The following is a 13,785-nucleotide window of genomic DNA, read 5'->3' as shown; positions in this document are numbered from 1 at the left end:
GTGCTGTACGGGTCGGGTTCGTGGAGGGGCTTCGGGCGCTCGGCGGACGGCGGGGGCTGGGGGACGTCGCCGCCGGGCGCCGGGCGGTCCAGCTCGTAGTCCCCGTCGTCGGCCGCGCGGGGCGGCAGCGGGCGTTCGAGCTCGAAGTCGCCGCCGTCGGTGCGCTCGGGGCCCGTACCGCGAGGCCGTTCCAGCTCGAAGTCGCCGTCCGTCGCGTCCTCGGACGAGCGGGGACGAGTCCACCACTTCGCCTTCGTGGGCTTCGCCTCGTTCATGTTCTCCCCCGCAGCTGGCCGCAGATCGTCGGCTCCAAGGGCTCTGGCGCCACCCCGGATTCAATCAGGTCAGGGCCCGGCGCGCAGAGCCCGTCAGCGGACCGGACGGTGCGAGGGCGCCGAGGACGCCGTCGGGGCCGGAGACACGGCCGGGTCGGGGGCGGGGGCGGCGAAAAGGCCGGGCGGCCGGACCTCGGGCGCCGTCGACCAGGACGCGAGCGAGAGCGGTGGCACCGCTACCAGCGGGCGTATCAACGGGGACATGGCGGCGGCACCGGCCGTCACCGGGGCGGTCAGCGCGTGCACGGCCTGCCGGCGGGCGTCGGCCGCGGGCAGCCCCGGCACCAGTGGCGCGGAGGCGCTGGTGGGCGCGACGGGGGCGTCGCCGAGCGACCGCTGCCCCTGGGCCTGCCCGAGCAGCGGACCGGCGGTGCGGCGGCGCTGGCTCTCGGAGGTGGCGGCCGCTCCCGCGCCCTGGGTCCGGGTCGGCGTCACATTGCTGCCGTTCCCCGAACCTCGGGCCTCGGTGGTGATGTCCGGCGTGCCGAGGGTGACGCCGCCCAGCGCGATGGCGGCCAGCGAGACCGCGCCGGCCGCGGCGAAGGCGAACCGCAGTCCGCGCGAGGCCGACCGCTCGGTCTCCGGGCGGCTCACGTCGTGGATCCGGAAGCCCCGTCCGGGTGCGGACGGCGGCAGGACGGAGGCGTGCGGCCGCAGCGGCGCGTAGTCGAACTCGAACCGCTCGCCCCGCTTCGGGCCGAGGGGGCCGGCGCCGCCGAGCCGTCCGGGAAGCCCCGTCAGGTCGTCGGCGAACCCGCCGAACGGGGGCAGGCCGCCACCGTCGCCGTCACCTCCCGCGGGCAGCCCCTGGAGGCGGGCCAGGAAGCTCTCGGAGGGGGCCGGCGGGGCGGCTTCCGCGAAGACGTTCTTCAACCGGCGCTGCGCGTCGACCTCCGTCTTGCACTTCGGGCAGGTCGCCACGTGCGCCAGTACGCGCTCACGCGCGTCATGACCGAGCTCTCCGTCCACCAGGGCGGAGAGTCGGTCTCCCAGGTGCTGCTCTGCGAGGTGTCCCTCGGATTCAGGCCGTGACCCACTCACGCGCTCGTGCCCCCTCCTCCCAGTGCGGGAACGCCGGACACGAGGGAGCGACGCTCGGCGCGCGACTTGGGTGAACGATGGGCGAGCGCCTTGCGGAGCTGGGAGCGGCCGCGGTGGATGCGGGAGCGGACGGTACCGAGCTTGACGCCGAGGGTCGCGGCGATCTCCTCGTACGACAGCCCCTCGATGTCGCACAGGACGACGGCGGCGCGGAACTCGGGGGCGAGGGTGTCCAGCGCCTGCTGGACGTCCGCGTCGAAGTGGGCGTCGTGGAAGATCTGCTGCGGGGTGGGCTCCTTGCTGGGCAGCCGCTCGGCCGCGTCGTCACCGAGGGCGTCGAAGCGGATGCGCTGCTTGCGGCGCACCATGTCCAGGAAGAGGTTGGTGGTGATGCGGTGCAGCCAGCCCTCGAAGGTGCCCGGCGTGTACGTCGACAAGGACCTGAAGACGCGGACGAAGACCTCCTGGGTGAGGTCCTCGGCGTCGTGCTGGTTGCCGGTGAGGCGGTAGGCGAGGCGGTAGACCCGGCCGCTGTGGGTGCTGACGATCTCCTCCCAGGTGGGCGGAGTCCACGCCTGTCCGTCCGCGTCGCTGGTGAAGGTCGCGGTCTGGGCGGGCCCCGTGGCGGGACCGTCGGCGTGGCTGTGGTCAGCAGCGGTGTCGTTCACGGATTTCGGCCTGCCTGCCGATCCGAGGAAGCGCCGCAGCACTCCGCCCCGATCCGCGGGTGCGGCCGCACCTCCCCTGTCGGCTCTGGTGGTGTCCAGTGGAGCCCCTACCATAGCCACCTCGCCCGTTAGCTCCGGATAAGCGGTTTTACGAGAATTTGATCTGTGCTGGCACGGCTCGTACGGCTGCGTCAGCAGTTGCTCGACGCCCTGGTCCATTCGCCGCCCCCTTCCCAGCCCCGACCGCTCGTCCGCCTCTTTGCTCTCCCCTTTAAACGACCGGTCCCATCTGCGGGTTCCCGACGCCAACGGATACAGTCACGCCGAGGCTTCAACGGGGACAGGAGAGGGTCATTACCGGCAACCGGCAGACGAGCTGGGCGTTCTCCGACGCCTATGTCGCCGAGGACGACGCGCTGCTCTGGGCACGTGACCGGGCCCGTGAGGCGGGTCTGCGCTCGGTGACCCCGGGCACGGGTTCGGCCCTGGGGCTGCTCGCCGCTGCCGTGGACGCGAAGGCGGTCGCGGAGATCGGCACCGGCTGCGGCGTCTCCGGGATCCATCTGCTGCACGGAATGCGGCCGGACGGCGTGCTGACCACGGTCGACCCGGAGCCGGAGCACCAGCAGTTCGCGCGCCAGGCCTTCCGCGCGGCGGGCTTCGCCAGCAACCGGGCCCGGTTCATCCCCGGGCGTGCCCTGGACGTGCTGCCCCGGCTCGCGGACTCCGGCTACGACCTCGTCTTCTGCGACGGCGACCGCCTGGAGTACCTGGACTACCTCGCTGAATCGTTGCGCCTGCTGCGCCCCGGGGGCCTCGTCGCGTTCGAGGGCGTCTTCGGCGCGGGCCGGACGATCGACTCCGGACCGCAGCCCACCGAGGTGCTGCGGCTGCGGGAGGTCCTGCGCGCGGTGCGCGAGAGCCAGGAGCTGGTGCCGTCGCTGCTGCCGGTCGGCGACGGGCTGCTCTGCGCCGTGAAGCGCTGAGCGGAGCACCTGGGGCAACACTTGAGACAGACAGTCGCCCCGGCACCACGTGCGGCACCGGGGCGACTGAACGGGTATGGTCGCTCGCGCGTCAGCCGACGACCTTCTTGAGGGCGTCGCCGAGCGCGTCGGCCTCATCGGGGGTCAGCTCGACGACGAGCCGCCCGCCGCCTTCGAGCGGAACGCGCATGACGATGCCCCGCCCCTCCTTGGTCACCTCGAGCGGGCCATCGCCCGTCCGCGGCTTCATGGCCGCCATGCTCGTTCCCCTTCCTGATACCAGCTCACCGTCACCGCCGACGGCCCGTGAGGGCACGCGCAGTCCGGCCCGGACGCGCGACACCGGCATCGAACACATTGCTTCCCGGCCATTATCCCGCATCCCAGGACCCGATGACCAACATCGGTCGGCATCGCTTGGGCAACGCGCGCGAGCAAAACCACTCAATTCGGGGATGTGACTGCGATACTGCGCGCCCTCACCCACTTCCACCGAATGGATACGGACCGGAATTCTTTGACGCAGGTCACATCTCCGCAGCCCCGCGTCGGCGGCGATCTCCGTCATGCTGTTGCCCGACACTCGCGACGAAGCGGAGGGGAATTCCATGGCCGACACCGTGCTCTACGAGGTGAGCGACGGGCTCGCGACGATCACGCTGAACCGCCCCGAGGCGATGAACGCGCTGAACATCGAGACCAAGGTCGCGCTCCGGGACGCGGTGCGCTCCGCGGCGGCGGACGGCGGGGTACGGGCGGTGCTGCTGACGGCAGCCGGCGACCGGGCGTTCTGCGTCGGCCAGGACCTCAAGGAGCACATCGGGCTGCTGGCCGCCGACCGGGAGGCGGGCTCGGGCGAGACCATGAGCACGGTCCGCGAGCACTACAACCCGATCGTGCGGGCGCTCGCGGACGCCGAGAAGCCGGTGGTCGCCGCCGTGAACGGCGTGGCGGCCGGGGCGGGCCTCGGCTTCGCGCTGGCGGCGGACTACCGGATCGTCGCGGACACCGCCGCCTTCAACACGTCCTTCGCCGGCGTCGCGCTCACCGCGGACTCGGGCATCTCCTGGACGCTGCCGCGCGTCGTCGGCCCCGGGCGCGCCGCCGACCTGCTGCTCTTCCCGCGCAGCATCCCCGCCCAGGAGGCGTACGAGCTGGGCATCGCCACCCGGGTCGTGCCCGCCGCCGAGCTGCGCGCGGAGGCCGAACGGACGGCGCGGGCGCTGGCCGAGGGGCCGACGGTGGCGTACGCGGCGCTGAAGGAGGCGATGGCGTACGGGCTGACGCACTCGCTCGCCGAGACGCTGGAGAAGGAGGACGAGCTGCAGTCGCGGGCGGGGTCCTCCGAGGACCATGCGATCGCGGTGCGGGCGTTCGTCGAGAAGCGGAAGCCCGAGTATTTGGGGCGGTGAGATCGGAGGGTGTGAGCGCCGTCGCGGGGTGCGGGTTCGTCGTGGCTGGTCGCGCAGTTCCCCGCGCCCCTAAGGGGCGCTTCTTGCCACGCACCCCGAGAGGTGGTCGTTGACCAGGCCGCATGCCTGCATCAAGGCGTACGCCGTCGTGGGGCCCACGAAGCGCAGGCCCCGTTTCTTCAGCGCCTTGGACAGTGCCGTGGACTCCGGGGTGATGGCGGGGACGTCGGCGAGGGTCTTCGGGGCGGGGCGGGCCGCCCGGTCGGGAGCGTGGGACCAGATCAGCTCGTCCAGCTCGCCCGGTGCCCAGTCGGCGAGCACGCGCGCGTTGGCGAGGGTCGCGTCGATCTTGGCGCGGTTGCGGATGATGCCCTCGTCGGCGAGGAGCCGCCCGCGGTCCTCGTCGGTGAAGGCGGCCACGTCGGCGATCGCGAAGCCGGCGAAGGCCGCGCGGAAGCCGGCGCGGCGGCGCAGGATGGTGATCCAGGACAGACCGGACTGGAAGGCCTCCAGGCTGAGCCGCTCGTACAGGGCGTCGTCGCCGTGGACCGCCCTGCCCCACTCCTCGTCGTGGTACGTCACGTAGTCCGCGGTGGACAGGGCCCAGGGGCAGCGCAGCGCGCCGTCCGGGCCGGCCACGGCGTCGCCGGTGCTCACTGCTGCTCCTCCGGGGCCGGCTTGTCCATCACCACGTGCTGGTGGGCGGCGGCGGCCCGGGCACCGGCCAGGGCGGACTCCAGGTCGGCGATGCGGGAGTCGCGCTCGGCCAGCTCGGCGCCGAGGCGGGCGAGGGCGTCGTCGACGTCCGTCATGCGGTAGCCGCGCAGGACGAGCGGGAAGCGGAGCCGTTCCACGTCCGGGCGGCCCACCGGGCGGTCGGGGGGCAGGGAGTCCCGGAGCCGTTCGGGCTCGGCGTCGGGCAGCGGTCCGCTGTCGCCGCCGCTCACCACGGCCAGTGTCACTCCGGCCACCACGACGACCAGCGCGATGACGAGGAACAGGAACATGACCATCGCTGAGGCCCCCACGGTCGGATCGGTCGGGTCGGTTGTGTCGGGTCCGATCGTGCCATGCGAGTCTGACAGCCAACGGCACCGGGACGAGAGAACGGTATGGACGAGGAGATGTCACAGGGGATGCTCAGGCTGGGCAGGCGTGAATTCGCGGCGCACGAGCCGGTGATCATGGCGATCGTGAACCGGACCCCGGACTCCTTCTACGACCAGGGAGCCACCTTCCTCGACGAGCCCGCCCTCGCGCGCGTGGAGCGGGCGGTGGCCGAGGGAGCCGCGATCATCGACATCGGCGGGGTGAAGGCCGGGCCCGGCGACGAGGTGTCGGCCGAGGAGGAGGCACGGCGGACCGTGGGGTTCGTCGCGGAGGTGCGGCGACGGTTCCCGGACGTCGTGATCAGCGTGGACACCTGGCGGCACGAGGTCGGCGAGGCCGTGTGCGAGGTGGGGGCGGACCTGCTGAACGACGCGTGGGGCGGGGTCGACCCGAAGCTGGCGGAGGTCGCCGCGCGGTACGGGGTGGGGCTGGTGTGCACGCACGCCGGGGGCGCGGAGCCGCGGACGCGGCCGCACCGGGTGACGTACGACGACGTCGTGGCCGACATCCTGCGGGTGACGCTGGGGCTGGCCGAGCGGGCGGTGGCGCTGGGGGTGCCGCGGGAGTCGGTGCTCATCGATCCCGGGCACGACTTCGGGAAGAACACCCGGCACAGTCTGGAGGCGACGCGGCGGCTCGGGGAGATGGTGGAGACGGGGTGGCCGGTGCTGGTGTCCCTGTCGAACAAGGACTTCGTCGGGGAGACCCTGGACCGGCCGGTGAAGGAGCGGGTGCTCGGGACGCTGGCGACCACGGCGGTCTCCGCGTGGCTGGGCGCGCGGGTGTACCGGGTGCACGAGGTGGAGGAGACCCGGCAGGTCCTGGACATGGTGGCGACGATCGCGGGCCACCGGGCGCCGGCGGTGGCCCGGCGAGGACTGGCGTGAGGGCCTGAGGGCGGGAGCCGGAGCCCCCGCCCTGCCGGAAGCTAGCGGCCCGCCTCCTTGGAGACCAGGGCGACCGCCTCGTCCACGTCGTCCGTGACGTGGAAGAGCAGGAGGTCCTTCTCGGCGGCCTTGCCCTGGGCCACCAGGGTGCCCCGGAGCCAGTCGATCAGGCCGCCCCAGTACTCGGAGCCGAAGAGGACGATGGGGAAGCGGGTGACCTTCTGGGTCTGCACCAGCGTGAGGGCCTCGAAGAGTTCGTCGAGGGTGCCGAGACCGCCGGGCAGGACCACGAAACCCTGCGCGTACTTCACGAACATCATCTTGCGGACGAAGAAGTAGCGGAAGTTCAGGCCGATGTCGACGTAGGGGTTGAGCCCCTGCTCGAACGGCAGCTCGATGCCGAGGCCGACCGAGGTGCCCTCCGCCTCCAGGGCGCCCTTGTTGGCCGCCTCCATGGCGCCGGGCCCGCCGCCGGTGATGACCGCGAAGCCCGCCTCGACCAGGCCGCGGCCCAGCCGGACACCGGCGTCGTACTCCGGCGAGTCGACCGGCGTGCGGGCGGAGCCGAAGACGCTGATGGCGGGGGGCAGTTCGGCGAGCGTGCCGAAGCCCTCGATGAACTCCGACTGGATGCGCAGGACCCGCCAGGGGTCGGTGTGCACCCAGTCCGTCGGAGCGCGCTCGTCCAGCAGGCGCTGGTCCGTGGTGCTCTTCTGGACCTGACCCCGCCGCCGGAGGACAGGGCCCAGGCGCTGCTCCTCCGGTGGCCGCTTCTTGCCCTCGGGGTTGCCGGTAGCCATGCGCGCTCCCTCCAGTTGCAGGTTCTTCCACCTCAGCGTAGATCTACGCGGGTTACGTACGAGGGACATCAGCATGTCCGCCACGCACCGGGGTAAACCCGTTTCGGGCGCGCGTGGATCAAGCCGTCAGCCAGGACCGCAGACGCTCCTCGCCCGCGAGGACCTTCGCGACCTCGACCCGCTCGTCCCGCTTGTGCGCCAGATGCGGGTTGCCCGGGCCGTAGTTCACCGCCGGTACGCCGAGCGCCGAGAAGCGGGACACGTCGGTCCAGCCGTACTTGGGCTGCGGGGTGCCGCCCACCGCCTCGATGAAGGCGGCCGCGGCCGGGTGGGAGAGGCCGGGCAGGGCCGCGCCGCTGTGGTCGTCGACCACGAACTCGGCCACCCCGCAGTCCGCGAAGACCTCGCGCACGTGCGCGAGGGCGTCCTCGGGGCTGCGGTCGGGGGCGTAGCGGAAGTTGACCGTGACCACGCACTCGTCGGGGATGACGTTGCCCGCGACTCCGCCCGTGATGCCGACCGCGTTCAGTCCCTCGCGGTACTCCAGGCCGTCGATCACCGGGTAGCGGGGCTCGTACGCGGCCAGGCGGGCGAGGATCGGGGCGGCGGCGTGGATGGCGTTGGAGCCCATCCAGCTCCGTGCCGAGTGCGCCCGCTCCCCCGACGTCCTGAGCAGCACCCGCAGGGTGCCCTGGCAGCCGCCCTCCACCTGCCCGTCGGACGGTTCGAGGAGCACCGCGAAGTCGCCCTCCAGCCACTCGGGGTGCGCCTCGGCGACGTGCTTCAGGCCGTTCAGGTCGGCGGCGACCTCCTCGTTGTCGTAGAAGACGAAGGTCAGGTCGCGGTTGGGGGCCGGGACGGTGGCCGCGATGCGCAGCTGCACCGCGACGCCCGCCTTCATGTCGCAGGTGCCGCAGCCCCACAGGACGCCGTCCTCGTCGAGCCGGGACGGCACGTTGTCCGCGATGGGGACGGTGTCGATGTGGCCGGCCAGGATCACGCGCTCCGCGCGGCCCAGGTCCGTCCGCGCGACGACGTTGTTGCCGTACCGCTCGACCGTCAGGTGCGGCAGGCTGCGCAGGGCGCTCTCGACCGCGTCCGCCAGCGGCTTCTCGGTGCCGCTCTCGGAGGGGAAGTCAACGAGCCGCGCGGTAAGCTCGGCGGCGTCCAGCGTGAGGTCAAGCGGGGTGTCGGCCATGGCTCCGACCCTAACGCTCCTGCCCTTTCGGGCACTGTGCCTACCCGGCATACACCGGACGCTACCCTCCAGTACCTTGTACGCGTGCTTCAGCCCACCCCGCCGCCCAAGCGCCGTGGCCGCCTCGTCCGTTCCGGCGCGGCCGCCCTGGCCCTGTTCGCCGTCGCCGGATATCTGGCGGTGCAGTACGTCACCGGGGGCGCGGGCGCTCCCGGCTGCAAGGTGGTCTCCGGCGGGAGCGAGGGGACGACGTACGAGTTCACGCCGGAGCAGGCGGTGAACGCGGCGACGATCACCGCCGTGGGCACCGCGCGCAAGCTGCCGGAGCGGGCGGTGACGATAGCGCTGGCGACCGCGCTGCAGGAGTCCACGCTGCGCAACCTCGACCACGGCGACCGGGACTCGCTCGGCCTGTTCCAGCAGCGCCCCTCGCAGGGCTGGGGCACGCCGGAGGAGATCATGGACCCGGCGTACTCGGCGGGCCTGTTCTACGACCACCTGGTCGAGATCCCCGGCTACCAGGACCTCGAACTGACCGACGCCGCCCAGCGCGTGCAGCGCAGCGCCTTCCCCGACGCGTACGCGAAGCACGAACCGGACGCCGCGCTGCTCGCGGCCGCCCTGACCGGACGGTCCGCGGCGACCCTGACATGCGACGGACGCCCGGGCGCGACGCGGGAGAAGGGGCCGGACGCGGTACGCGCGGCGCTGGTGCGGGACTTCGGGCGCGCGGTGTTCCAGCCGGCCGGCGCGACGGCGGGCGACGCCTCGGCGGAACCGGCCGCGGCTTCCCGCGACGGTGGCGGTGGCGGCGCCGACGAGCGGACCGTGACGCTGCCCGTGGCCGCAGACTCCGCCCGGGAAGCCGATGAGGACCTGCGGGAGCGCGGCTGGCAGTTGGCGCACTGGGCGGTGGCCAACGCCTCCTCCCTGCACGTCGAGCGGGTCTCGTACGCGGGCCGGGAGTGGACCGCGGGCAGCACCGACAGCAAGTGGGCCCCGTCGGGCACCCGCGGCGCCCAGGGCGCGGAGCGGGCGGCGGGCGCGGTGCGCATCACGTCCATGCGGTAGCGGTCACCCGTACGATCCGTCACTCCCGCGGGTGACGCGCGCAGACCTCGGGCCGACGCGAACCACGCCCTTTCGCGTGGTCACCGCCAAACGCTCCGCGGCTCGGGAAATCAAGGGCTGTAAGGATTCGGCGGACTTTCCGACCGGAGCCTTTTTGCCCGTTTTTCTGTGCACCCGATAATGCGACACATTGCCAACTCTTTACACTGTGCCGCCGCAACCTTCGCCGCCTTCGAGCGGTAGTCACTGCGTCCGAGCCCGGCGGATCACCCGCCGGGACCGGTTCGGTACCTCATCAGTTGACTTCCGTCGAAGGAGCATCATGTCCCTCCCCCTGACCCGCCGGATCGCCCGTGCCGCGCTGCTCGTCGCTGCGGGAGCGGCCGCCGGGGTCGGTGCGGCCGGCTCCGCCAGCGCGGCTCCCGAAGTGCCCGCCACCCCGAACCTCGGGGGACTGACCGCCCTGGACGGCGCGAACGTCGGCAACACCGTGGACTCCGCCGCCCAGAGCCTGACCGCGGCCACGGGCGACAACGGCGGCAAGGCCGTCAAGAAGGCCGCGGCCAAGGCCGGCAAGACCGGCAAGACCGGCAAGGCCGGCAAGGCCGCCAAGACCGGTGGCTCGGTCGTCAAGAAGGCCACCCCGGCCGCGCAGAGCGCCGCCGGGCAGGTGGCGGGTCTCACCGGGGACATCGTCGGTGACACGGCGCAGAGCGCCACGAAGGGCGGGCTGCCGACGAGCGCGCTGGGCAAGGGTGCGCTGCCGGTGCAGGGTCTGCCGATCGGCTAGCGCCGGGCTGTACGGCGCCGGGGCCCAGGTTCTCTCTTCCTGGACCCCGGCGTTTTGCTTGTCTACGTCTGTGCGGTGGGCGTGTGTTGGCCGTGGCCCGGCGTCGGTGGCTGTGCCCACCCTCCCCCAGTGCCTAAAGGGCATGGGAGGCACCCCCATCGCCCTGCGGAACGGCTGCCGACAGCCGGGCCGACAGGCCGTCATGCCGACAGCCCGGGTGCCTTCAGGCCTTCAGGCGGTCTGCCGCTGCCTGGACGCGTTCGTCCGTGGCCGTCAGGGCCACCCTGACGAAGTGCTCGCCCGCGGGGCCGTAGAAGTCGCCGGGGGCCACCAGGATGCCGCGTTCGGCGAGGTGGGCGACCGTGTCCCAGCAGGACTCGTCGCGGGTGGCCCAGAGGTAGAGGCTGGCCTCGCTGTGCTCGATGCGGAAGCCGTGGCTGAGCAGTGCCTCGCGCAGCGCCGTGCGGCGGGCCGCGTACCGCTCGCGCTGGACGCGCACGTGCTCGTCGTCACCGAGGGCCGCCACCACGGCCGCCTGCGTCGGCGCCGAGGTCATCATGCCGCCGTGCTTGCGGATCTCCAGCAGCGGGCCCAGGACGGCCGGGTCGCCGGCCAGGAAGGCCGCGCGGTAGCCGGCGAGGTTGGAGCGCTTGGAGAGCGAGTGCACGGCCACCAGGCCGTCGTACGAACCGCCGTTGACGTCCGGGTGCAGGACGGAGACCGGGTCGGCCTCCCAGCCCAGCTCCAGGTAGCACTCGTCGGAGACCACGAGGACGCCGTGCTCGCGGGCCCAGGCCACGATCCGGGTCAGTTCCGCCTTCGGCAGGACCCTGCCGGTCGGGTTCGACGGCGAGTTGAGCCACAGCAGCCTGAGCCCCGCCGGGTCCAGGTCGGTCGGGTCGTCGTACGCCTCGTACTCCGCGCGGGCCAGGCGCGCGCCGACCTCGTAGGTCGGGTAGGCCAGGCGGGGGAAGGCCACCCGGTCGCCGGGGCCGAGGCCCAGCTGGGTCGGGAGCCAGGCGACGAGTTCCTTGGAGCCGACGATGGGGAGCACGTGGCGGTGGGTGACGTCGCGGGCGCCGAGGCGGCGCTCCACCCAGCCGGTGATCGCGTCGCGCAGCGCCGGCGTGCCCCAGACGGTCGGGTAGCCCGGAGAGTTAGCCGCGTCGGTCAGGGCCTTCTGGATCAGCTCGGGAACCGGGTCGACCGGCGTGCCGACGGAGAGGTCGACGATGCCGTCGGGGTGGGCCGCGGCCGTCTTCTTGTACGGCTCCAGCTTGTCCCAGGGGAAGGTGGGAAGCCGGTCGGAGACTGCGGACACGATGCTGGCTCTCTTTCGTCTTCGTCCTGCGGCAAACGCCTCGGTCCCGTACCGCGCCGATCGGGACGATCAGGCCGTACGGGACCGAGGCGGCGCTGGTGCAGGCCGCTCTTACTGGTTCTGCGGCGGCAGCGCGGCGACGAAGGGGTGATCGCGCTCGATCAGACCCAGCTTGCTGGCGCCGCCCGGCGAACCGAGCTCGTCGAAGAACTCGACGTTCGCCTTGTAGTAGTCCTTCCACTCCTCCGGAGTGTCGTCTTCGTAGAAGATCGCCTCGACCGGGCAGACCGGCTCACAGGCACCACAGTCGACGCATTCGTCCGGGTGGATGTACAAGGACCGCTGGCCCTCGTAGATGCAGTCGACCGGGCACTCCTCGATGCACGCCTTGTCCTTCACGTCGACACAAGGCTGCGCGATGACGTAGGTCACGCTGTCGTTCCTCCTCGATAGGGCGCTGGCGGGCCTCCTCAGGCTCCGCCGCCTGGCGCGCGGGAGCGCGGCGTCGTCGATGCCCGCCCCTAGTATCTCCGTTCTTGGGCATGATCCGAACAGGAGGGGTGGACAGACCCGTGGAAATCTCTGCCGCCGGGCGTCTTGAGGTCCGTATCACCACTGCTGACGTGGGCAAACGAGTATCCGTGCGGCGCTTGAGCGAACCGGGTGGCGCGGGTGAGAAGTTCACCGACACGGTCGGTGTTCTCACATCGTGGACCGACGGTGTGCTGCTGATCACACGGAAGAGTGGCGAGTCGGTACGGATCGCGGAGTCGGAGCTGGTCGCCGGGAAGGTCGTGCCGCCCGCGCCCGCGCGCCGGCGCGGTCCCGCCGCGTCGTACGAGGAGCTGGCGCGGATCGCGGCGCGGGCCTGGCCGCCCGTCGAGAGCGAGTGGCTCGGCGAGTGGCAGCTGCGGGCGGCGGCCGGGTTCACCCGGCGGGCCAACTCCGTACTCCCGCTCGGCGATCCCGGGCTGCCGCTCGACGACGCGCTGAGCACCGTACGACGCTGGTACGGCGCCCGCGGCCTGCCCGCGTTCCTGCAGACCGCCACCGGCGCGGAGGGCACCCAGGAGCGGCTGTGCGCGGAGCTGGAGCGGCGGGGCTGGGTGCGTGAGGTGTCGGCCGAGGTGTGGACCGGCGCCCTGGCGCCGGTGGCCGACCTGACCGAGGGCGCCGGCGTGGTCCTGTCCCGGGACGCGGACGAGGCGTGGCTGGCCCGCTACCAGCGCAAGGGCGCCGGCGAGGTGGCCCTGCGGGTGCTGGGCGGCGGCCCGTCGGTGTGGTTCGCCACGGTGCCCGGCGCGGATGCCCCGGCCGCCATCGGGCGGTGTGTGGTGGACGGGCGGTGGGCCTCCTTCGCGGCCGTCGAGGTCGACCCCGCGCAGCGGCGCCGGGGGCTCGCGACCGCCGTGATGGCCGCGCTGGCCCGGCGGGCGCTGGACGAGGGCGCGTCGGCGGCGTGGCTCCAGGTGGAGACGGAGAACGCGGGGGCGCGGGCGCTGTACGCCGGGATGGGCTTCTCGGCGCACCACGCGTACCACCATTACCGGGAGCCCGAGGGCGCCGGGACGGCGACGTCGTGACGGGGCACGTGCGGCCGCCCTCGCCGGAGCGCTCCGCCGAGGTGCGGCGGCGGTTCGCCGAGGAGGCGCGGGCCGAGCGGCCCGACCTGGCCACGCTGCTCCTGCTGCTGGGCGCGGAGGCGGACGGGGCGCTGGACGAGGCGGGTCTGGACGCCGCGCAGGTGGAGCTGGACCGGCTGGCCGGGGAGCTGCCCTTCCGGCCGGGTTCGCCGCGGGCCTGGGCGGTGGCGCTGCGGGATCTGCTCGGCGAGCGGTACGGGTTCCACGGGGTCGCCGCGGACTACCAGCGGCTGGAGTCGTCCCTGCTGCACGAGGTGCTGCGGCGGCGGCGCGGGCTGCCGATCATGCTGTCGGTGGTGTGGCTGGAGGTCGCCCGCCGGGCGGGGGCGCCGGTGTACGGGGTCGCCCTGCCGGGGCACTTCGTGGTCGGGTTCGGGCCGGAGTACGGGCCGGAGGAGGAGCGGGTGCTCGCCGACCCGTTCGACGGCGGCCGGGTGCTCGGCGGCGGGGTGTGCTACCTGGCCGGCTCCCGGCACCGGCCGGCGACGCGCGGACGCGGCGCTCGTGGCAGGGGAGCCGGGGC

General features: G+C 73.0%; 16 protein-coding genes and 1 pseudogene. 7 read left to right on the top strand and 10 right to left on the bottom strand.

What is annotated here, in order from left to right; all coding sequences use genetic code 11:
* The 3 genes and pseudogenes from DMH12_RS31840 to sigE all read right to left on the bottom strand — a co-directional run.
* A pseudogene (locus tag DMH12_RS31840) lies at window positions 1–275 on the bottom strand (protease); the annotation flags it as partial.
* Window positions 276–368: 93 nt separating this feature from the next.
* Window positions 369–1,376, bottom strand: coding sequence for an anti-sigma factor (locus DMH12_RS31835; protein WP_125494859.1), 1,008 nt, complete (start codon window positions 1,374–1,376; stop codon window positions 369–371).
* Window positions 1,373–2,044 (bottom strand): RNA polymerase sigma factor SigE, encoded by a 672-nt coding sequence (gene sigE, locus DMH12_RS31830; RefSeq protein ID WP_125494858.1) that lies wholly within the window; start codon window positions 2,042–2,044, stop codon window positions 1,373–1,375. The genes DMH12_RS31835 and sigE overlap by 4 nt, the downstream gene beginning before the upstream one ends.
* A 287-nt stretch (window positions 2,045–2,331) precedes the next feature.
* Between sigE and DMH12_RS31825 the strand changes: the two genes are divergently transcribed.
* The gene (locus DMH12_RS31825) at window positions 2,332–3,030 is read left to right on the top strand and encodes an O-methyltransferase (RefSeq protein ID WP_163015818.1); all 699 of its coding nucleotides are present in this window, start codon (window positions 2,332–2,334) and stop codon (window positions 3,028–3,030) included.
* A gap of 91 nt (window positions 3,031–3,121) precedes the next feature.
* Here the strand turns inward: DMH12_RS31825 and DMH12_RS31820 are convergent, their stop codons facing one another.
* Window positions 3,122–3,289, bottom strand: coding sequence for a DUF3117 domain-containing protein (locus tag DMH12_RS31820; protein WP_003966491.1), 168 nt, complete (start codon window positions 3,287–3,289; stop codon window positions 3,122–3,124).
* 349 nt (window positions 3,290–3,638) lie between these two features.
* On the opposite strand from DMH12_RS31820, the gene DMH12_RS31815 reads away from it, so the two are divergent.
* Entirely contained in the window at window positions 3,639–4,442 is an 804-nt protein-coding gene (locus DMH12_RS31815) for an enoyl-CoA hydratase/isomerase family protein (RefSeq protein WP_125494857.1), read from the top strand.
* Window positions 4,443–4,511: 69 nt separating this feature from the next.
* Here the strand turns inward: DMH12_RS31815 and DMH12_RS31810 are convergent, their stop codons facing one another.
* Both DMH12_RS31810 and DMH12_RS31805 read right to left on the bottom strand, forming a co-directional pair.
* Window positions 4,512–5,099, bottom strand: a complete 588-nt coding sequence (locus DMH12_RS31810) for a DNA-3-methyladenine glycosylase I (RefSeq protein ID WP_125494856.1) — start codon at window positions 5,097–5,099, stop codon at window positions 4,512–4,514.
* Entirely contained in the window at window positions 5,096–5,449 is a 354-nt protein-coding gene (locus DMH12_RS31805) for a DivIVA domain-containing protein (protein WP_185832674.1), read from the bottom strand. Before DMH12_RS31805 ends, DMH12_RS31810 begins: the two co-directional genes overlap by 4 nt.
* 129 nt (window positions 5,450–5,578) lie before the next feature.
* Between DMH12_RS31805 and folP the strand changes: the two genes are divergently transcribed.
* The gene (gene folP / locus DMH12_RS31800) at window positions 5,579–6,439 is read left to right on the top strand and encodes a dihydropteroate synthase (protein ID WP_125494860.1); all 861 of its coding nucleotides are present in this window, start codon (window positions 5,579–5,581) and stop codon (window positions 6,437–6,439) included.
* Window positions 6,440–6,480: 41 nt separating this feature from the next.
* Here folP and DMH12_RS31795 read toward each other — a convergent pair whose 3' ends face one another.
* Together DMH12_RS31795 and dapE are read right to left on the bottom strand one after the other, a co-directional pair.
* On the bottom strand, window positions 6,481–7,239 hold the full coding sequence (locus DMH12_RS31795) for a TIGR00730 family Rossman fold protein (protein WP_122616074.1): 759 nt from the start codon (window positions 7,237–7,239) through the stop codon (window positions 6,481–6,483).
* 118 nt (window positions 7,240–7,357) lie between these two features.
* A complete protein-coding gene (dapE, locus tag DMH12_RS31790) occupies window positions 7,358–8,437 on the bottom strand; it encodes a succinyl-diaminopimelate desuccinylase (RefSeq protein ID WP_125494855.1) in 1,080 nt (359 codons plus the stop codon).
* An 84-nt stretch (window positions 8,438–8,521) separates the two neighbouring features.
* Here dapE and DMH12_RS31785 point away from each other — a divergent pair, with 84 nt between their 5' ends.
* Both DMH12_RS31785 and DMH12_RS31780 read left to right on the top strand, forming a co-directional pair.
* A complete protein-coding gene (locus DMH12_RS31785; protein ID WP_125494854.1) occupies window positions 8,522–9,508 on the top strand; it encodes a heavy metal transporter in 987 nt (328 codons plus the stop codon).
* A 322-nt stretch (window positions 9,509–9,830) separates the two neighbouring features.
* The gene (locus DMH12_RS31780) at window positions 9,831–10,298 is read left to right on the top strand and encodes an ATP-binding protein (protein ID WP_125494853.1); all 468 of its coding nucleotides are present in this window, start codon (window positions 9,831–9,833) and stop codon (window positions 10,296–10,298) included.
* Window positions 10,299–10,521: 223 nt separating this feature from the next.
* Here the strand turns inward: DMH12_RS31780 and DMH12_RS31775 are convergent, their stop codons facing one another.
* Window positions 10,522–11,619: a bifunctional succinyldiaminopimelate transaminase/glutamate-prephenate aminotransferase gene (locus DMH12_RS31775; protein WP_125494852.1), complete on the bottom strand. Its 1,098-nt coding sequence runs from the start codon at window positions 11,617–11,619 to the stop codon at window positions 10,522–10,524.
* 111 nt (window positions 11,620–11,730) lie between these two features.
* Entirely contained in the window at window positions 11,731–12,051 is a 321-nt protein-coding gene (fdxA, locus tag DMH12_RS31770; RefSeq protein ID WP_003973842.1) for a ferredoxin, read from the bottom strand.
* Window positions 12,052–12,191: 140 nt separating this feature from the next.
* Between fdxA and DMH12_RS31765 the strand changes: the two genes are divergently transcribed.
* Together DMH12_RS31765 and DMH12_RS31760 are read left to right on the top strand one after the other, a co-directional pair.
* A complete protein-coding gene (locus tag DMH12_RS31765; protein WP_125494851.1) occupies window positions 12,192–13,202 on the top strand; it encodes a GNAT family N-acetyltransferase in 1,011 nt (336 codons plus the stop codon).
* A partial coding sequence (locus tag DMH12_RS31760) for a transglutaminase-like domain-containing protein (RefSeq protein ID WP_221763144.1) occupies window positions 13,199–13,785 on the top strand: 587 nt, incomplete at its 3' end. The genes DMH12_RS31765 and DMH12_RS31760, both read left to right, overlap by 4 nt.

Origin of the sequence: Streptomyces sp. WAC 04229 (assembly GCF_003947455.1) — a bacterium.
GTDB lineage: Bacteria > Actinomycetota > Actinomycetes > Streptomycetales > Streptomycetaceae > Streptomyces.
Note: the sequence above shows the minus strand (reverse complement) of the source record. Positions and strands in the feature narration are given on the sequence as shown.

What these genes read in the sequence shown, in the direction of transcription:
- DMH12_RS31820 (WP_003966491.1), bottom strand. Translation starts at nt 3,289, where the DNA reads ATGGCGGCCATGAAGCCGCGGACGGGCGATGGCCCGCTCGAGGTGACC.
- DMH12_RS31815 (WP_125494857.1), top strand. Translation starts at nt 3,639, where the DNA reads ATGGCCGACACCGTGCTCTACGAGGTGAGCGACGGGCTCGCGACGATC.
- DMH12_RS31805 (WP_185832674.1), bottom strand. Translation starts at nt 5,449, where the DNA reads ATGTTCCTGTTCCTCGTCATCGCGCTGGTCGTCGTGGTGGCCGGAGTG.
- folP (WP_125494860.1), top strand. Translation starts at nt 5,579, where the DNA reads ATGCTCAGGCTGGGCAGGCGTGAATTCGCGGCGCACGAGCCGGTGATC.
- DMH12_RS31795 (WP_122616074.1), bottom strand. Translation starts at nt 7,239, where the DNA reads ATGGCTACCGGCAACCCCGAGGGCAAGAAGCGGCCACCGGAGGAGCAG.
- dapE (WP_125494855.1), bottom strand. Translation starts at nt 8,437, where the DNA reads ATGGCCGACACCCCGCTTGACCTCACGCTGGACGCCGCCGAGCTTACC.
- DMH12_RS31780 (WP_125494853.1), top strand. Translation starts at nt 9,831, where the DNA reads ATGTCCCTCCCCCTGACCCGCCGGATCGCCCGTGCCGCGCTGCTCGTC.